At 50.1% G+C, this 16,065-nt stretch carries 22 protein-coding genes and 1 tRNA gene; 8 read left to right on the top strand and 15 right to left on the bottom strand.

Annotated elements, in window-relative coordinates; translation table 11 throughout:
• Positions 1 to 33: 33 nt before the first annotated feature.
• The 6 genes from LIZ87_RS00450 to LIZ87_RS00425 form a co-directional block, all read right to left on the bottom strand.
• Positions 34 to 1,233, bottom strand: coding sequence for a lipase family alpha/beta hydrolase (locus tag LIZ87_RS00450; RefSeq protein ID WP_227144732.1), 1,200 nt, complete (start codon positions 1,231 to 1,233; stop codon positions 34 to 36).
• 163 nt (positions 1,234 to 1,396) lie between these two features.
• On the bottom strand, positions 1,397 to 1,876 hold the full coding sequence (rlmH, locus tag LIZ87_RS00445; protein ID WP_227144731.1) for a 23S rRNA (pseudouridine(1915)-N(3))-methyltransferase RlmH: 480 nt from the start codon (positions 1,874 to 1,876) through the stop codon (positions 1,397 to 1,399).
• A 3-nt stretch (positions 1,877 to 1,879) separates the two neighbouring features.
• On the bottom strand, positions 1,880 to 2,371 hold the full coding sequence (locus LIZ87_RS00440; protein ID WP_178316842.1) for a GNAT family N-acetyltransferase: 492 nt from the start codon (positions 2,369 to 2,371) through the stop codon (positions 1,880 to 1,882).
• Positions 2,372 to 2,402: 31 nt separating this feature from the next.
• Positions 2,403 to 3,107: a response regulator transcription factor gene (locus LIZ87_RS00435; protein ID WP_227144729.1), complete on the bottom strand. Its 705-nt coding sequence runs from the start codon at positions 3,105 to 3,107 to the stop codon at positions 2,403 to 2,405.
• A gap of 163 nt (positions 3,108 to 3,270) precedes the next feature.
• Positions 3,271 to 4,002, bottom strand: coding sequence for a helix-hairpin-helix domain-containing protein (locus LIZ87_RS00430; protein WP_442912165.1), 732 nt, complete (start codon positions 4,000 to 4,002; stop codon positions 3,271 to 3,273).
• A 99-nt stretch (positions 4,003 to 4,101) separates the two neighbouring features.
• Positions 4,102 to 4,530: a DMT family transporter gene (locus LIZ87_RS00425; RefSeq protein WP_227144914.1), complete on the bottom strand. Its 429-nt coding sequence runs from the start codon at positions 4,528 to 4,530 to the stop codon at positions 4,102 to 4,104.
• 460 nt (positions 4,531 to 4,990) lie between these two features.
• Here LIZ87_RS00425 and LIZ87_RS00420 point away from each other — a divergent pair, with 460 nt between their 5' ends.
• Entirely contained in the window at positions 4,991 to 5,797 is an 807-nt protein-coding gene (locus tag LIZ87_RS00420) for a TMEM164 family acyltransferase (RefSeq protein WP_227144725.1), read from the top strand.
• Positions 5,787 to 6,227 (top strand): C-GCAxxG-C-C family protein, encoded by a 441-nt coding sequence (locus LIZ87_RS00415; RefSeq protein ID WP_178316731.1) that lies wholly within the window; start codon positions 5,787 to 5,789, stop codon positions 6,225 to 6,227. Before LIZ87_RS00420 ends, LIZ87_RS00415 begins: the two co-directional genes overlap by 11 nt.
• A gap of 7 nt (positions 6,228 to 6,234) precedes the next feature.
• Here the strand turns inward: LIZ87_RS00415 and LIZ87_RS00410 are convergent, their stop codons facing one another.
• Entirely contained in the window at positions 6,235 to 6,780 is a 546-nt protein-coding gene (locus LIZ87_RS00410) for a DUF5662 family protein (RefSeq protein WP_227144723.1), read from the bottom strand.
• A 232-nt stretch (positions 6,781 to 7,012) separates the two neighbouring features.
• Between LIZ87_RS00410 and LIZ87_RS00405 the strand changes: the two genes are divergently transcribed.
• Positions 7,013 to 7,210 carry a cold shock domain-containing protein gene (locus LIZ87_RS00405; RefSeq protein WP_021869793.1) on the top strand — a complete coding sequence of 66 codons (198 nt, stop codon included), beginning with the start codon at positions 7,013 to 7,015 and terminating at the stop codon, positions 7,208 to 7,210.
• A gap of 140 nt (positions 7,211 to 7,350) precedes the next feature.
• Here LIZ87_RS00405 and hslO read toward each other — a convergent pair whose 3' ends face one another.
• The 3 genes from hslO to LIZ87_RS00390 form a co-directional block, all read right to left on the bottom strand.
• Complete coding sequence (gene hslO / locus LIZ87_RS00400) at positions 7,351 to 8,229, bottom strand: Hsp33 family molecular chaperone HslO (protein ID WP_178316733.1); 879 nt, start codon at positions 8,227 to 8,229, stop codon at positions 7,351 to 7,353.
• A gap of 5 nt (positions 8,230 to 8,234) precedes the next feature.
• Positions 8,235 to 8,996, bottom strand: a complete 762-nt coding sequence (locus LIZ87_RS00395) for a class I SAM-dependent DNA methyltransferase (RefSeq protein ID WP_178316734.1) — start codon at positions 8,994 to 8,996, stop codon at positions 8,235 to 8,237.
• Positions 8,997 to 9,152: 156 nt separating this feature from the next.
• Positions 9,153 to 9,662, bottom strand: coding sequence for an SEC-C metal-binding domain-containing protein (locus tag LIZ87_RS00390; protein ID WP_178316735.1), 510 nt, complete (start codon positions 9,660 to 9,662; stop codon positions 9,153 to 9,155).
• 158 nt (positions 9,663 to 9,820) lie between these two features.
• Here LIZ87_RS00390 and LIZ87_RS00385 point away from each other — a divergent pair, with 158 nt between their 5' ends.
• The 3 genes from LIZ87_RS00385 (at position 9,821) to LIZ87_RS00375 (ending at position 10,756) form a co-directional block, all read left to right on the top strand.
• Complete coding sequence (locus LIZ87_RS00385; RefSeq protein ID WP_227144720.1) at positions 9,821 to 9,994, top strand: DUF1540 domain-containing protein; 174 nt, start codon at positions 9,821 to 9,823, stop codon at positions 9,992 to 9,994.
• A 342-nt stretch (positions 9,995 to 10,336) separates the two neighbouring features.
• Positions 10,337 to 10,409, top strand: a tRNA-Val gene (locus LIZ87_RS00380).
• Positions 10,410 to 10,609: 200 nt separating this feature from the next.
• Complete coding sequence (locus LIZ87_RS00375; protein WP_178316470.1) at positions 10,610 to 10,756, top strand: hypothetical protein; 147 nt, start codon at positions 10,610 to 10,612, stop codon at positions 10,754 to 10,756.
• Between the two features lie 30 nt (positions 10,757 to 10,786).
• Here the strand turns inward: LIZ87_RS00375 and LIZ87_RS00370 are convergent, their stop codons facing one another.
• Together LIZ87_RS00370 and LIZ87_RS00365 are read right to left on the bottom strand one after the other, a co-directional pair.
• Positions 10,787 to 11,434, bottom strand: coding sequence for a YczE/YyaS/YitT family protein (locus LIZ87_RS00370; protein WP_178316471.1), 648 nt, complete (start codon positions 11,432 to 11,434; stop codon positions 10,787 to 10,789).
• A gap of 20 nt (positions 11,435 to 11,454) precedes the next feature.
• Positions 11,455 to 11,799, bottom strand: a complete 345-nt coding sequence (locus LIZ87_RS00365; RefSeq protein WP_178316472.1) for a hypothetical protein — start codon at positions 11,797 to 11,799, stop codon at positions 11,455 to 11,457.
• Positions 11,800 to 11,900: 101 nt separating this feature from the next.
• Between LIZ87_RS00365 and LIZ87_RS00360 the strand changes: the two genes are divergently transcribed.
• Complete coding sequence (locus LIZ87_RS00360; protein ID WP_178316473.1) at positions 11,901 to 12,656, top strand: AraC family transcriptional regulator; 756 nt, start codon at positions 11,901 to 11,903, stop codon at positions 12,654 to 12,656.
• A gap of 146 nt (positions 12,657 to 12,802) precedes the next feature.
• The gene (locus LIZ87_RS00355; protein ID WP_178316474.1) at positions 12,803 to 12,970 is read left to right on the top strand and encodes a hypothetical protein; all 168 of its coding nucleotides are present in this window, start codon (positions 12,803 to 12,805) and stop codon (positions 12,968 to 12,970) included.
• Between the two features lie 209 nt (positions 12,971 to 13,179).
• On the opposite strand, the gene LIZ87_RS00350 is transcribed toward LIZ87_RS00355, so the two are convergent.
• The 3 genes from LIZ87_RS00350 to LIZ87_RS00340 form a co-directional block, all read right to left on the bottom strand.
• Positions 13,180 to 14,091 (bottom strand): AEC family transporter, encoded by a 912-nt coding sequence (locus LIZ87_RS00350; protein ID WP_178316475.1) that lies wholly within the window; start codon positions 14,089 to 14,091, stop codon positions 13,180 to 13,182.
• Between the two features lie 166 nt (positions 14,092 to 14,257).
• Positions 14,258 to 15,565 (bottom strand): TRAP transporter large permease, encoded by a 1,308-nt coding sequence (locus LIZ87_RS00345; RefSeq protein WP_178316476.1) that lies wholly within the window; start codon positions 15,563 to 15,565, stop codon positions 14,258 to 14,260.
• The gene (locus LIZ87_RS00340) at positions 15,562 to 16,065 is read right to left on the bottom strand and encodes a TRAP transporter small permease (RefSeq protein ID WP_227144718.1); all 504 of its coding nucleotides are present in this window, start codon (positions 16,063 to 16,065) and stop codon (positions 15,562 to 15,564) included. The genes LIZ87_RS00345 and LIZ87_RS00340 overlap by 4 nt, the downstream gene beginning before the upstream one ends.

Raw genomic sequence — 16,065 nt, 5'->3', positions numbered from 1 at the left:
TGCCGGCAGCCGTCTTCCTGTTTCAGGAGGAATTTAAAAATCCATGTCCTTCAGCCGCGCCGCTAATTGTATGTAAAACTCCAGCACATCGAAGCCCCGATAATCTTCCCTGGTCAGATCGATCATGTCTCCATGGGAGATTCCTTTCAAATACCGGTTTGTGATCACCCCTTGGAAATTGGTCCACTCAGCGGATTCTGGTGTTACCAGACCGTCATTGGGCGCATCCAGCGCCTTTAGGATCCAATAGGGGATGCACAGAAGCTTGCTGCTGAATCCATGCTTCATCAGACTGGCAAAGCTCTGGTAATACGTACCTTCCGCATCGGGATAGCGCTTATTGAATTCTTTTGCATAGGCACAGGATAGCTGATAGCTGGCGTTATAGGCATCCGGATTTTTATCTCCCAGCTTTCCAAAATATGTGTCGATCCTTTTACATATACCCCGGTAAATGCCGTCAGGAAGATTTTTTAAAAACTCCACCAGCATAGATCCTCTGTGCGGCGTATTGATCGTAGTTAAAGAAGCCACATAGGGAGCCATATGAAGACCGCTGATCACATATCTGGCATCCAGGCCGCCCTTGGAATGGGCAATGATATTGACTTTTTTACACCCGGTTTCCTTTACGATCTCCAGAATCTTTTCCTTCAGGATCTCTCCGTTTCCCTCTACCGTCCCCCATGCTTCCTGATGACCATAATAAACGCGGGCTCCATTGCGTACTAATTCCCTGGGGATCCGTCCCCAATAGTTAAAATAGTGAAAGTCACGGAAGCCTACGCCATGAACCAGAAGGAGGGGGTAACGGGTACTGCAGATCTGGTTTTCTACCCTTACATGATCCAAGCTGATCTTATATAGGGTATGGTCGATCTCCTGCTTTGCCAGCCCTCTGACATACAGAGCCAGTCCGAAATGAACAACGGGTATCCAGATAAATGTCCAGATCAGGATCCGCTTGGCAATCCGCAGCCGCCTGCACAGCACACACATCCAGACCAGAAGAAGCAGCAGACTCCCATAGCAGATAAGAAAAAGTACAAGGATCACTCCGCCAAAAACCGTCAATCCACCGGTCAAAAACAGATAAACCGATCCTATACCGCTAAGAGAAAGCAGCCACAGGTCCATGGTCAGCAGGCTTGTTACCAGCCTTAAAAACCAGATATGTACCTTTTCTGCTGCTGTCAGCCATTCATCATAATGCTTCCGTATATATGACCTCACGATCCGTTCCCTCTGGTTTACTATGAAAGTTCCGCCGCCCATAGGCGGCACTAAGTTCAGGTATTCCAAATGCGCCCGCCAGACTTTCGCGGTGCGGTGGCGCGTCCGCCGGCCGGGCGCATGAAGGTTTACTATGAAAACTTTGCCGCCATGTTATACCGTCTTACTTATGATACGGCTCCCCCGCAATGATCCGGTAGCTCCTGTATATCTGCTCCAAAAGAACCACTCGCATAAGCTGGTGGGGAAATGTCATTTTGGAAAAGCTTAAGGCATAGTCTGCCCGATTCATCACCGCTTCGGAAAGGCCTAAGGAGCCTCCGATCACAAACACAATGTGGCTCACTCCCCTGATCCCCAGCTTATCGATCTTCTCAGCCAGCTGTTCGCTGGAGAGCATCTCCCCCTCGATCGCCAGGGCGACCACGAAGGCTCCATCCCGGATATTGTCCAGGATGCGCTGGCCTTCCTTTTCCTTTATCTGGCGCTCCACGGCCTCACTGGCCCCGTCAGGGGTCTTTTCATCCGCCACCTGGAGGATCTCCAGACGGCAGTAGCGGCTTAAGCGCTTTTGATACTCCTTGACGGCGTCCTCAAAATAGCGCTCCTTTATCTTTCCCACAGTTACAAGGGTAATCTTCATATACTAAAACTCCAGGATCATATCGTACCATACAGCCCCGCCGTGAACGGACAGGGATACGCCCTTGTTCACATAGCCGAACCTCTCATAAAAACCGATCAGCCTGTCCTTGCAGGTCAGGATCAGCCCTTTCCTTCCCTGGCTTCTGGCCGTCTCGATCATAGCCTCCATCAGCCTGGATGCCAGCCCGTTGTGACGGTACTCCTCAATCACATCCAGCCCGAAAATGCTCTGATAGGCCCCATTGGGATCATGCAGGGAAATGTCCTCAAACATGGCATCTGCAATGGTGGTCTCGTCTGTCACAGCGCCATTGATAAAGCCCACGATTCTTCCTGCATCCTCTGCCACGAGAAAGCTCCCAGGAAATGCTCCCAACCGTTCTTTTAAGCTCTTTTTATCTGCTGCCTCTGCTGCTGGAAAGCAGGCAAGCTCCACTGCTGCCACCTCTTCCAGGTCCTCCGGCCTTACATTTCTTATAATAATGCTGTCCATACTGCTTCTTTTGTCCTTTCTCTTTTATCGATCAGCCCTTTACCCGGAAATAATATCCCACACCCCATTTGGTATGTACATACTTCGGATCGCTGGGGCTGGGCTCGATCTTCTCCCTGAGCCTTCTCACATGGACATCCACTGTCCTCACATCTCCGCTGTCCAGCGCCTTATTGCCCCACACATAGGTCAACAGGCTCTCTCTGCTGTACACCTTGTTGGGATTGCGCACCAAAAGCTCCAGAAGGTCAAACTCCTTTGCCGTAAGATTGATCTCCTTTTCACCGATAAAGACCCTGCGGCCCTCTGTATCCATCTTCAGATCCCCGGCGCCGATCAGGCTGACGCCGGCATCCTTTTTCTGCTTCTTGCTCTTTGAGCTGCGGCGGATGACCGCCTTGATCCTGGCCTTGACCTCCAGGATGTTAAAGGGCTTGCTGATATAGTCGTCTGCGCCGTATTCCAGGCCCAGGATCTTATCCATATCGCCGCCCTTGGCCGTGAGCATGATGATCGGCATATCAGAAAACTCCCTGATCGCCTGGCATACCTCAAAGCCGTCATATTTGGGCAGCATCACATCCAGCAGAACGATATCATACTCTGTCTGCTTTGCAAGTGCAATGGCCTCCTCCCCGTCATATGCGCAATCTACCTCCATTCCATCCTGCTCAAGGCTGAAACGGATTCCTTTTACAATTAATTTCTCATCATCAACTACTAATACTCGTGCCATACAATATTCCCCTTATCTATCAGTCAACAACCCTGCTGCAAGCAACGGGGTATGTGACCCTCGCGGCAGCCGCCAAATGTGTATGCAAGCATGACACTTGGCTCGTTGCTCGTGTGAATCAATGGCGGCCCAAAATCCGGGCCGCCTCCTGGTTACTGACTATTCATACAGATATGCTGTCTTTTATCTTCTCAAAAGCACCTTCCTTGATGCCGGGCACCTTCATCACATCCTCAATGGAGCGAAAGGGCCCGTTTGCCTCCCTGTAGCGGATAATATCCTCCGCCCGCGACTGCCCAATGCCCTTTAAGGTCATGAGCTCCTCTAACGCAGCCGTATTCAGGTTCACCACTGCCGGTGAGGCAGCAGCCGGCCGTTTATCCGAGGTCATACCGGTTATCCCATCTGCCCTCCACTGCTCTGCCTGGCTGACTGTGGGAACCTCGATCTTCATCCCATCCCCGGCTTCCATTGCAAGATTTAAAAAATCCACGGAGGCTTCCTCAGCAAAGCCCCCTGCAGCTTCCACAGCCTCATATACGCGGCTTCCCGCAGAGAGCTCATATACGCCGGGCCTTTCTACACTGCCGCAGACATGGACATAGATACAGGCTTCCTCCGGCTGGACGGCCTCTGTCCCCGTCTCCTGGGCATAGGCCTCCGGCACACGGTCCAGAGATGCCTCCTGGGCCTCCTGATCCTCCTGATCCTCCCTGCGGGCCTCACCGGAAGCCTCCGGTGTCCCTGCCTCCTCTGCCAGCAAAAGCTCCACCGGACCTTCTGATCTGCCTGAGCCGTCTGAGGCAGCCACGCTACAGCTATAGCATATGCCTGCAGCCAACATGCATACTGCCATGAGCAGCAGCTTTTTCTTCTTCAAAGATATCTTTTTCAACTTCAACAATACCCCTCCTTTTCAGGGTACTATCTCAGCCTGCATTACTATTCTATCGAAAACCCCCGGCAAATACAAGGGCTATTTCCAAATTTTAAATTACGTTCGCTCAAATACCACGATCCCGGCAATGGCAATAGCAGCCCCGATCAGCTTATGCCAGGCAAAGGGAGCTTTCTCTACGCCAAAGAGGCCCCACAGCTCGATCCCGTAAGCCACAATGATCTGAGCCACTACGATCAAAAGAGAGGCCTGAGCCGGCCCCAGGCTGCCCATGCTCCGGATGACCGTATAGGTGATCAATGCTCCGATGATACCGCCCGCCAGCACATACCTGGGCGTCACCTCCATAAGCCCCCCAATGGGCTCCCTGCCCGTAAACAGCCATATCAGCACGCATGTGATAAATGCCGTCACCTGCACCCAGCCCGCTGCCACCCACACACTGGTCTGCTTCGTCACCTCCGTATTAAATACTCCCTGAATGCTCATCAACGCCCCGGAGATCAATGCAACTACAATTCCCATCATTTTCCAATTCCTGCCTTTCCACTGTTCTTGCCATTCTGCCATGAGGCCTCTTTTTCTACAGAGACTTACATGTAGTGTTAGATTTCCCAGGGAAATGGCTTTTTATTCCGCTCGTCCCTCGCTCAGAACATGTCGGAAGCAGTACATTTGAGTTTCCGCATTTTGTACCCTGGCTGCCGGGAGGGCGGCTGGAGCAACTTTGCAGGACATTAGAAGCACTTAGTCGGCTGGTTTTTCCGTTCAGAGAGGCATCAATGATTGTTTGAGCGCAGCGAGTTGCATTGATGCCTCTCTGGCTTTTAGGAAAAATCAGGCGTCTTAGTGCTTCTTATGTCCGAAACCGGAGCGAGAGCCGCCCTCCCGGCAGCCAGGGTACAAAATGCGGAAGCTGGGGGCAGTACAGAGTTGCCAGCCCGGCACATATGATGTATAATCATTCCGTCAGGAGGCGCAGACAATGGCTTTTTTTGCAACTGCCTTTTTTCAGGCAACCGCATGGGATATGATCCCACCCAGGCCCTATTCGGCCTTCCACCTCTGTCTTACGGCAGCGGGGACCGCGGCGGCTGCCCTTTTGGCATACCGGCTTTCCCGCAGCAGGCGGTATGCCCCCGATATCCACGCCCCGCTCTTTCTCTGCGGCCTGATACTGGCTGCCAGTGAGGCCTACAAGCAGGGCTTTCTGTATACTGTCTGCGGAAATGGACACTATGACTGGTGGTATTTTCCCTTCCAGCTGTGCAGCATCCCCATGTATCTGTGTCTTCTCCTTCCGCTCCTTAAAAAGCGGAACATGCAGAAGCTGCTCACGGTCTTCTATACCTTTATACAGGATTTCGGCCTTCTGGGGGGCATCATGGCCCTGGCTGAGCCCAGCGGGCTGATGCATCCCTATTGGACGCTGACCCTCCACGGATTTTTATGGCATTTTATCCTGATCTTTATCGGACTCACCTGTGCCCTGACAGGAAACGGCAAAAAGGGGATCAGGGACTTTCTTGACACCATCCCGCTGTTTCTTTTCTGCTGCGCAGCCGCCACCTGTATCAACATTTTGTCCCATCCCTACGGAAATGCAGACATGTTCTACATCAGCCCCTATTATCCCAACGGTCAGGTGATCTTTCATCAGATCGCCCTTACCATCGGCATCCTGCCTGGGAACCTGCTGTACCTTCTGTCTGTGATCCTGGGAGGCGCCATCTGTCACTGCGCCGGATATCTAATGGAAAATAGTGAAAGGAGACATGAAAATGTCAAATGATCATTCAGAAACCAACAAGAAAACAAGAGCGGAACAGGCCATTGCCTTCCATGACCGGGGCTTTAACTGCGCCCAGTCTGTGGTCTGTGCATTTGCAGATAAAACGGGCCTGGACGAGACCACCTTATTCCGCATCACAGAGGGCCTTGGCCTGGGAATGGGCTGCATGGAGGGGACCTGCGGCGCCATCTCCGCTGCCGCCGTCCTCTCCGGCTTAGCCTGCAGCACCGGCCACACAGAGCGCCCTGACTCAAAGGCCATTTCCTATAAAGCATCCCGCAGGTGCATCGAAGCCTTCAAGGATACCAACGGAAGCGTTGTCTGCCGCGAGCTCAAGGGCATTGACACCGGACGTCCCTTAAGAAGCTGTGCAGGCTGTATCGAGGATGCCGTCCACATCATTGAGGAACAGCTGTTTCCGGATTCCTGACGCTGTACTAGTATTTCCCCTTTTTCAACAGCTTTCTCAAATACACATAGGTCGCCTCCTCCCCTTCATCCCGGAGCATAAGGAGCAGCTTCTCCAAAAGCTTCCTGGTCTGAGGGTGGATGGTGATATATTTCTTTGTAAATTCATAGTACTCCCAGGGCGCAGCGCTGGTATAGTTCCTGCCACGGTACACCTCACAGGCAGCGATCCTGTCACATATCATTTCTGCTACATATCTTAAAGGCATTTTATTGCCTACCAGGCCATCCTCCTTGTTGGAGGAAATGTCGATCCAGTATTCATAATGGTGCTTGTTGCGCCCCTTATGGTGGAGCCATGCCTTAGAAAAGCCAATATCCTCCCTCTCGGCTGCATTGGGGCTCCTTGTTCCCTGATAATAGCGCACTCCTGTCCAGAACTCCTCCGGGCTGTATTTGGAAAGGTCATGGGTCAATCCCTGCCAGTACAGGCCCAGCCGGAAACAGTGTTTTCTCACAAGGTGCCTGTGTTTTGTGATCGTACAGAAATGTTTCCATATATTTATAATTTTCATTTGCCAATCCTCTTTTCTGCTTACTCATTCAAACTTATCCTACAGTATAGCACAAACAGCCCCTTTCTGGCTACTTTCTTTCTCTCTCCGGGAAAGGTCTTTTCCCAAGCACTTAAAAATCAAAGGTTTTCCCTAAAATGTTTGACACTTTCCATTATTTGTGATATTCTTATCACAGTTGCGAAATTGCTCGCAACGGAACATTTTTTTATATATTTTTGGAGGTATCACAATGAAAGGTACAGTTAAGTGGTTCAACAACCAGAAGGGTTACGGATTCATTTCCGATGAGCAGGGTAACGATGTATTCGTACACTACTCAGGCCTGAACATGGAAGGCTTCAAGTCCTTAGATGAGGGCGCAGAGGTTGAGTTCGACGTTGTTAACGGCGCTAAGGGACCTCAGGCTACCAACGTAACCAAATTATAATCTAATGAACAACAGTGTACCTTTTTCAAACATATATCATCACTGATAGAAGTTGAACTAAGTTATATCTGATTTCAAATGATTACAAGTAAGAGCCAGTCATAGGACTGGCTCTTGTTGTTTCTCTCTGTCATCCAGGCCTATCTCGCCTTTTCCAGGATCTCCTTCAGCTCCTCCACATCAAAGCTGTAATTCCTTCCACAGAAATGGCAGTTCACCTCAATAGGCTTGCCATCATCGATCATTTCCTGGATCTCCTTTTTTCCAACACTGATCAACGCCTTTTCCACCCGGCTCTTTGTGCAGTTGCAGAAGAATCTGGCTGGCTTTTTATCATTGATCTCCAGTCCGAACTCCCCCAGGATATACTGCAGGATGGTCTCCGGCGTATTGCCCACATCAAGGAGTGTGGTGACAGACCGGATCTCCTTAAGCTTTGCCTCCAGTCCGCTTATCACAGCCTCAGAGGCTCCCGGCATCAGCTGCAGGATAAAGCCGCCTGCCTGGCGCACCGTATTGTCCTTATTCATGAGGACTCCCAGTGCCACAGAGGACGGTGTCTGCTCCGAGGTCGCATAGTAATAGGTAAGGTCCTCCGCGATCTCTCCTGTCACCAGGATCGTCTGGCCCACATAGGGCTCCTTTAAGCCAATATCCTTGATCACGCTTAAGACGCCCACTCCCAGGGCTCCCCCCACATCCAGCTTTCCCTTTTCATTGGGAGGCAGCATCACAGAAGGGTTAAATGCATATCCCTTTACATTTCCATGGGCATCTGCCGTCACTGTCAGTCCTCCTATAGGCCCGTCTCCCTGGATCTTCAGGGTCAGAAGGTCGTCCTCTCCCTTCATATCATATCCCATCATGACTCCTGCCGTCAGAAGTCTTCCCAGGGCAGCCGTTGCCACAGGGCTTGTATTGTGGGCCGCCCTGGCTGCCTCTGTCAAATCTCTTGTGGTAGCTGCGAATGCACGTATCTGCCCTTCCGCTGCTGTTGCCCTGATCACATAATCTGCCATTTTTCTCACTCCTGTCCTTCTTTTCCCTTTTCCCTGAGGATCACATACATCCGTTCGCTGTGCTCCTTCATCGGATCACGGGTAAATGCATCATAGGCGGCCAGAAATTCCATCCCCGCCTCCGCCGCAGCCCTCTCAACCTCCTTAAGGCTGTAAGCCCTCTGGTAATGGGTCTCCTGAAACTTGCGGTACAGCTCCCCTTCCCTTATAAAAAGGGTCAGGTCATATTCATTGATCCTCTCGTCCTCATCATAAAAATTGTCCCAGATAAAGCTGCTGTCTTCCCTGTCCTCCGCAAAGGTGTTTTCTCCCAATATCTCACGGTATTTATATTCCGTATTCATATCAAAAATAAACACTCCGCCGGGATCCAGGTAATTGTTCACAAGCCGGAAGACCTGGACCAGCTCTTCATATTCCAGGATATAGTTCAGGGAATCGCAGATGCCCACCACAGCCCGCACCGTGCCGTAGAGCTCAAACTCCCGCATATCCTGAAGAAGGTAGAGGATGTCCAGTCCTGAGCTTCTCTGCTTCTCCATAGCGATCTCCAGCATATCCTCAGAGCTGTCCACCCCGATCATGTCATAGCCCGCCTTTGCCAAAAGCTCTGTAAGGCTTCCTGTGCCGCAGCCCAGATCCAGCACAAGGCCGTCATTTATCCCATATCCTTTTAGAAGTTCCTTTACATAGGAAGCCCATTCCTCATAGGGAATATTGTCCATGAAGGTGTCGTATACCCGGGCAAAGCTTGTATATGCGTCCATCTGCCTCCTCCTTACATCCAGGGTCCTCCCTGTCATTCCCGGCTCCATTTTACATTCAGAAGGCCGGGATCCGCTTCACTGTTCCGGCCCCTGGCAGCGAAAAAAGCCTGTCCGGGGTTCTTCTCCGGGCAGGCCGCTCAAACCTGTGCGCGGGTCTTAAGCGTTCTTTCCGCAGCACTTTTTATACTTTTTGCCGCTTCCACATGGACACGGATCATTTGGGAAAATCTTCTTGCCCTTGCGGACCGTACCGGAAGCCTTCTGAGTCTTGTACAGCTCCTTGCGCTTCTCAGGTGTCAGAATGCTGTCCCACTGCGGAAGCTCATACAGCCAGGTAGCCTTTGCCTCGACCATATTGTAATACAGCTTTTCCGGGTCGATCTCGATCTTAACCTCGGTATCCTCTTCCATGGTATCAATCGGGTTCTCGTAGCCCTTTAAGCTCTCGTTGATGCCATCCAGGAAGCCTGTCATGATCAGGATCTCTGTGTTGTACTTCTCTGCCAGGCCCTTAACGGTGCCGGTCACCACCTCAGAAGGATTGGAAAGGATCTGCTCATAGATGCCCTTCTCGATCTGGAAATAGCCAGACCACAGTTCTTCTCTTTTTTTATCGTCCAGGCCATCGCCATAGGCCAGATTTCTCCATGTCTCTAACAGTGCCATAACATAACCATCCTTTTTGTATTTATAGTCATGTCCTATAGTATATAACAAAACCTCGGATTTTTCAAACATTTTTCATATTACAATATTATTTCGTATTTTTTGCAGCCTTTTGCAGATACTAAGGAGGAATCAAACAAATCAAAAGGAGGTTCAACATGAAATTCAGCGCAAAAAACGACAGCATCCAATGTTCCATCAAGAACTGTGTCCACCATGCAGGGACGGTAGATTACTGCACCCTTGACACCATCCAGATCGGTACTCACGAGATGAATCCCACCAAAAAGGAATGTACTGACTGCGAGTCCTTTGTAAACAAGGCGCAGTAAGCCATCCTTCCTGACACTGCGGGCATCATGTGTATTAATGTATTTGCCCGCAGCCTGCGGCAGCCCGGTTTCGGGCTGCCTTATTTTCTGTCTGTATCCGGTTTCTCCTTCGTTTTTTGTAAGAATTATTACATTTCATTACATTTCTCTGACTTCCGTTGACCTTAAACCAACTCCATGGTATAGTTTAGACATGTCAGAAATGACGCGGCCCGGTAAGGTCTCCCATCACAACGCAGGCCAAGCCGGGCACCCCCCTAAAGTAATTTCTTCCGGTTTTTCCCCGATTTTCCAATTTTCCGGTTGCTTCCCCGATATAAAACATGATATAATAGTTTTAATGGAGACATAGCTCAGCTGGGAGAGCATTTGCTTGACGTGCAGGAGGTCGCAGGTTCGAGTCCTGTTGTCTCCATTATTTTTTTGCCCGCGTATCTGCGCGGGCTTTTTTAATATCTCACACCATTGTTTCTCTGTTTTTTATTTTCAGATACTAACATTTTATCCACATATTTTTCCACATTATTGTGGATAAACCCGACGATATCTACACATACTAAAAAAAGCCGCCTTTCTTTTGCAAAAGCGGCTTCATTTTCCCAAGGAGGTGAGACAATGGATACAACAGCCAACACAGAGAATACAGCATTAAACCGTGATGTCTCCAATGACACGGACCGTCCCGCAAAGGCGGCAGACACACCTGCAGAACCCCTTCCTGAATCCTCCAGGCCCAGACGCGATGGCCCCGGAGGGGAATAATCCGTTTTTGACGTATGCCGTATCTGGATATTACTGTTCTGCTGATCCGGATACGGCTCTTCCATCCAGACAGCTTATCAGCTTTTCTGACACGTGGATATTAAAAAAGTGGATAAACGGTCCCAGGCCCAGGGAGCACACAAGGGTTCCGAACCCAGCCAGGCCTCCAAAGGCCAGGCAGACAATGACGCATATGCAGTCCGTACATATTCTGCACCAGAAGTATTTTACCGGGAAATGATCTCTCAGCATAAGAGCCAGACTGTCATAAGGCGCGATCCCCAGATCCGCTGTCTGGTACATGGAGGCTGCCAGGCTCAGTACCAGAAGCCCTGCTGCCATCACCGCCAGCTTTTGGTCCATTCCCTGGGGCGCATCCACAAGGCGGTTTAAGATCCCTGTAAAAAAAGTACTTATGTAGCCCACTCCAAACCAGTTTACAAGAGTCCCCAGACCGATGTAATGACGTCCCCATTTCCACTCCGCAGCAAACCACAGGCAGTTGGCCGCCAGCAGAGTCGGCGCAAAGGCAATGTGGATCCTTTCCCCGATCGCCATCACCATCGCGCTGGAGGGATCATTTCCCAGGGCTGACAGTTTAAATAGACTGATCCCAAGTCCCAGTATCACAATCCCCAATACCATTACTGCCGTCCTTCCACATCCCGCTCTCTTCATATCGTAAGCCTCCTTATCTCTCATTTCACATAGATCACAGTGGAAAAGTCATCTATCCCGCAGGGAAGCCGGACCGTACTTGTCAGATACTGCAGCGCGTCTGTCAGATGGCTCTGCCTCTTTGAAATGCACAGCAGCATCAGGTTTTCAAACTGACAACTTAATCTGTCCAGCCTGACATCCGGCTCAAAACAGACCGCACAGACCTCCGCCCCCTGCTTTAAATAGTTTTCCACCAAACCTATCTTGTATTCTGCTCCGATTATCAGCACATCCATATCCTTTTCCCTCCATTCTCCTATGGCCTGCCTCCTGATGGACGCTCTCGTCCTTTTCCCTGCCGCATATTCCCTGTTACATATCATACTGCAATGCCCTCTTCGCTTCTATCAAATTTATTGTAAAAATATCATATTTATTATATAATCCTATCAACAGGATCACAGAAGGAAGGAGGCAAAGTTCCATGAAGAGCGTACGTCAAAGAGATTTAACCTATCTGGCCTATATTCAGAGGGAAAGTCAGTTCGTCCACCACACCTACGATGATGAATACCACCTATACCACCTGGTAAGCCAGGGGGACTCCTCCGCCATTTCTCTGGGCTATGAGAAGTTCACAGGCTGCCATAACGGCACCCTGTCCCTGCATCCCCTGCGCAACATCAAATATCACTTTGTGGTAGAAACTGCCCAGACAGCCAGGGCCTGCATCCACGGCGGCATGGACTACCAGACTGCCTACAGCTTAAGCGACCTCTATATCCAGAAGGCCGATGTGTGCCCTTCCATTCCGGAGCTAAATGAGCTCTATATGGAAATGATCACTGACTACATCCACAGGATGAGAGCTGTAAGGCGTGAACGCATTGATTCCAAGCCAGTACAGCAGTGTGCAGATTACATCTACTACCACCTTCACGAAAAGATCACAGTCCCTATCCTGGCAGAGCACACCGGTCTTCACCCCAACTATCTCTCCACTCTTTTCAAAAAGACCATGGGCTGCTCCATCACCCAGTACATCCGTTCCCAAAAGCTGACTGCAGCCAAAAATATGCTGAAATACTCCAGCTTCCCCATATCCGAAATATGCAGCCTCCTTTCCCTCGGTACCCAGAGCCATTTCACCGAGCTCATGAAGGCCGACTGCGGCTACACGCCAAAACAGTACAGAGACCGCTACTATGAGTATCACCAGCAGGCGGAGGGCACGCCTTAAGCCCTTCAGCCCTGCTTTCCCCCTTTTACACATCTTGTCCCCCTCCTGCATATATTAAAATGTATTCTCAGAATTTCTCTGTGTCTGATTTTGTGGGATGATTTTTGGATTCCGAGAGTACATGAAATAAAAAAGGAGGAAACCTTATGCCTGATCGATTCGAAGAATTTTTCCGGGACTGGCCCAGGCGTGACTGCCCCTTCTGCGGCCATGACCGCGGCCACCGCGACCAGGACGGACATGATCACCGCCACAGGCAGTGTGATGACTGCAGAGACAGACGCGATCATCATGATAACTGGCCCTGGAGATAATAAATAGTGTGTGCATCCTGCCGGCCGGGCTTTTTGTTGCATAGGAGACTCCAGAGGAGTTTCCCATGCAACAAAAAACCGGCCCCAGTGCGCCATTGCACCGGGACCGGCAAAAAGGGGAGGATAAGTATTAATTTTTATCATTTGTTGATACTAACATTATGAACACTTCCCCGGAAAATATACAGCCTTTTCGAAAATTTTTCAACTTATAAAATAAGTATGAGCGTAACTGTGATCAGTACAATGCTGATGACAATGCTGATGGAATTAATGGCGCTGGCAAGGCCGAAGTCCTCCTTTAGGTCAGCGGTAAATGCCGGGGCCGCGGAGGCAATGGGGCTGAAGCTTAAGATCGCCAGAGCCTGCCTGTAGCCCAAATCGAGGGGAAGCAGGAAGAAAAAGGCCGCCGCCAGGGCAATGGATATTCCATAGCGCACCAGAAGGATCTTTGCGATCTTTCCTGTCTGGCTCATATCACCTGACAGCTTGAAGCCCACACCGATCATGAACATTGCCAGAAATGCATTGGCATTGGCAATGATCCCTGCAAAGGACACAATGGGTGAAGGCATTGACAGATGAAGCAGTGACAGAACTGTCATAACAACATACGCATCAAAGGGTACTGACTTCACCAATGTCCGCAGGATCGGCATGATGGAAAACTTCTTATCTCCGCCTTTTATCATAGAAGCAATGCTGTAGCTTCCTCCCAGACAGACAAATGCATTGCCTGCATCAAAAAGGCTGGTGGCCACCACTCCCATTGGCCCTAAAAAGCCCTGGGCAAAGGGCATGGTAAAGTTGCCTATATTATAGCCCGATAAATTGATCACGCCAAAGGCACGCTCATTGCGGCTCTTTCCGGCGTTCATCACCAGAGAGCTTGTGATCAGCAGCACACCGCCTCCCAGCCCCAGAGCTGACAAAAGCAGCATGGAAGGCTTTAAGTCAATGCCTGAAAAATTAGAAACGATCGCCGCAGGAAGAGTGATCTTCAAAACGATTTTCGACAATACATGAAAATCCTCCTGCTTAAAAAGTCCCTTCCGCCTGAGAACATACCCTAAAATGATGATCGCCACAAAGGATGCGGCCTTTACCAATATCTCTGCCATTTCCTTATCCCTTCCTTTTGTCCCTGTCTGTCATCATACACCGGGACACACCTTTGTACTATACCAAAAACCCGCTGTGACTTCAATATACAAAAAGTCAAAAAATGGCACAGACAGTAGGATTTTCTTACTGTCTGCGCCAAAATACCTTTCTCTAAGGCAATACCTATACATATCCCAGAAGTCCCGGCAGCCACATGGACAGGATCGGAACATAGGATACCAGAAGCAGCACAAAGAAGATCGCTGCAAAGTAGAAAAGAAGAGGCCTTATCACATTTTCAATCTTTGTCTTACCTACCTTAACACCCACAAACAAGGTGGTGCCCACAGGAGGGGTAATGGTTCCAATACAGAGATTGAAGATCATCATGATTCCAAAATGTACTGTATGCATTCCCAGCGCCTGACAGATCGGGAGGAAGATCGGTGTAAAGATCAGGCAGGCAGGCGTCATATCCATAAATGTACCAATGATCAGGAGCAGGATGTTGATGATAAAGAGGATCACATACCTGTTGTCACTGATGGACAGCATTGCCTGGGATACGGCTGTAGGGATGCCTGTAAATGCCATGACCCAGCTCATGATACTGGAAACGCCGATCAGGAAAATAATGATGCCTGTCATCTCAGCGCTGTCCAAGAAGATCTTGGGAAGCTCGGAAACCTTGATGGATTTATAAAATACCAGAGACAGCACAAGGCTGTAAACCACAGCCACCACGCTTCCCTCTGTGGCTGTAAAAATACCGGTAATGATACCGCCGATTACGATCACGATCATGAGCAGACAGGGGATTGCCTGGAAGAACACCTTCACCTTCTCGCTCATGGAGAATTTCTTTGTGCTCCTGTATCCCCTTTTCATTGCAAAATAGTAGATAACCGCCATACAAGCCAGGCCCCAGAGGATACCGGGGATGTAACCTGCCATGAACAGGGCTGCAACAGAGGTTCCGCCGCTCACCAGAGAGTAGGTGATCATAACGTTGCTGGGCGGGATCAGAAGGCCTGTGGGCGCTGTGGCAATGTTGGCTGCCGCGGAGAAATCCCTGTCATAGCCCTCCTCCTCCTCGATGGGGCCGATGATGGAGCCCATGGCGGAGGCTGCCGCTGTGCCGGAGCCGGAGATGGCACCGAACAGCATGTTTGCAACTGCGTTGGTGTGGGCAAGAGCTCCCGGAATGCTTCCTGTAAAGAGCTTTGCAAAATTGATCAGGCGGATAGCGATACCGCCCTTATTCATGATGTTTCCGGCTAAGATAAAGAAGGGGATCGCCAAAAGGCTGAACACGGAAATACCGGAAAATATCCTCTGTGCTCCCGTAAGCACGGCTGCTCCCGTATCAAGCACAGGAAGGATCGCACAGATGGAGGACACTGCCAGCGCAACGGCAATGGGCACACCGGCCAGCAACATTACCACCAGAAGGACCAATATGATCAGTCCGCATGCTACTGCTATATTCATACTTTTGCCTCTCCTTTCTCATCAAAATCATGGTGCAGCATATCCAGAGCATTCATAATGCTGAATACCATGATGATCACGCCTGTCACAGGAACGATCACATAGATATATCCCATAGGTACTCTTAAGGATGCTGTTGTCTGTATCATGGTAAGCTTTGTGATGGAAATACCGCCGTACACCATCACAACGGCTGCCAGTCCAAAGGTCAGAAGATCGATAACGATTTCCAGATATTTCCTTCCGGGCCCTGTAAATTTATCTGCCAGAAAGCCCATACGCATGTGATCCCGCTTGCCGAACACATAGGCAGAGGCCAGAAGGGCCATCCATGTAAAGGAGTAGGTCAGAAGCTCCTCAGACACCGTACTGGGCCTGTTAAAGAAATACCGGGTCACGATCTGATAGGTTCCGATCACCGTCATAAAGGCAAACAGGAAGATGATCACGATCCCCAGCACTTTCATGATGGCTGCTCTCACTTTATGCATTGCTTCCAT

This window comes from Lacrimispora sp. 210928-DFI.3.58, from assembly GCF_020554865.1.
Lineage (GTDB): Bacteria > Bacillota > Clostridia > Lachnospirales > Lachnospiraceae > Enterocloster.
Note: the sequence above shows the minus strand (reverse complement) of the source record. Positions and strands in the feature narration are given on the sequence as shown.

Excerpts from the sequence above, each read along its gene's own strand:
- LIZ87_RS00360 (WP_178316473.1), top strand. The coding sequence starts at position 11,901 with ATGAAGAGCGTACGTCAAAGAGATTTAACCTATCTGGCCTATATTCAG.
- LIZ87_RS00340 (WP_227144718.1), bottom strand. The coding sequence starts at position 16,065 with ATGGAAGCAATGCATAAAGTGAGAGCAGCCATCATGAAAGTGCTGGGG.
- LIZ87_RS00350 (WP_178316475.1), bottom strand. The coding sequence starts at position 14,091 with ATGGCAGAGATATTGGTAAAGGCCGCATCCTTTGTGGCGATCATCATT.
- LIZ87_RS00410 (WP_227144723.1), bottom strand. The coding sequence starts at position 6,780 with ATGAAAATTATAAATATATGGAAACATTTCTGTACGATCACAAAACAC.
- hslO (WP_178316733.1), bottom strand. The coding sequence starts at position 8,229 with ATGGCAGATTATGTGATCAGGGCAACAGCAGCGGAAGGGCAGATACGT.
- LIZ87_RS00390 (WP_178316735.1), bottom strand. The coding sequence starts at position 9,662 with ATGGCACTGTTAGAGACATGGAGAAATCTGGCCTATGGCGATGGCCTG.
- LIZ87_RS00385 (WP_227144720.1), top strand. The coding sequence starts at position 9,821 with ATGAAATTCAGCGCAAAAAACGACAGCATCCAATGTTCCATCAAGAAC.
- LIZ87_RS00420 (WP_227144725.1), top strand. The coding sequence starts at position 4,991 with ATGGCTTTTTTTGCAACTGCCTTTTTTCAGGCAACCGCATGGGATATG.
- LIZ87_RS00440 (WP_178316842.1), bottom strand. The coding sequence starts at position 2,371 with ATGGACAGCATTATTATAAGAAATGTAAGGCCGGAGGACCTGGAAGAG.
- LIZ87_RS00435 (WP_227144729.1), bottom strand. The coding sequence starts at position 3,107 with ATGGCACGAGTATTAGTAGTTGATGATGAGAAATTAATTGTAAAAGGA.
- LIZ87_RS00415 (WP_178316731.1), top strand. The coding sequence starts at position 5,787 with ATGTCAAATGATCATTCAGAAACCAACAAGAAAACAAGAGCGGAACAG.
- LIZ87_RS00405 (WP_021869793.1), top strand. The coding sequence starts at position 7,013 with ATGAAAGGTACAGTTAAGTGGTTCAACAACCAGAAGGGTTACGGATTC.
- LIZ87_RS00375 (WP_178316470.1), top strand. The coding sequence starts at position 10,610 with ATGGATACAACAGCCAACACAGAGAATACAGCATTAAACCGTGATGTC.
- LIZ87_RS00370 (WP_178316471.1), bottom strand. The coding sequence starts at position 11,434 with ATGAAGAGAGCGGGATGTGGAAGGACGGCAGTAATGGTATTGGGGATT.
- rlmH (WP_227144731.1), bottom strand. The coding sequence starts at position 1,876 with ATGAAGATTACCCTTGTAACTGTGGGAAAGATAAAGGAGCGCTATTTT.
- LIZ87_RS00425 (WP_227144914.1), bottom strand. The coding sequence starts at position 4,530 with ATGGGAATTGTAGTTGCATTGATCTCCGGGGCGTTGATGAGCATTCAG.
- LIZ87_RS00365 (WP_178316472.1), bottom strand. The coding sequence starts at position 11,799 with ATGATATGTAACAGGGAATATGCGGCAGGGAAAAGGACGAGAGCGTCC.
- LIZ87_RS00395 (WP_178316734.1), bottom strand. The coding sequence starts at position 8,996 with ATGGACGCATATACAAGCTTTGCCCGGGTATACGACACCTTCATGGAC.
- LIZ87_RS00345 (WP_178316476.1), bottom strand. The coding sequence starts at position 15,565 with ATGAATATAGCAGTAGCATGCGGACTGATCATATTGGTCCTTCTGGTG.
- LIZ87_RS00355 (WP_178316474.1), top strand. The coding sequence starts at position 12,803 with ATGCCTGATCGATTCGAAGAATTTTTCCGGGACTGGCCCAGGCGTGAC.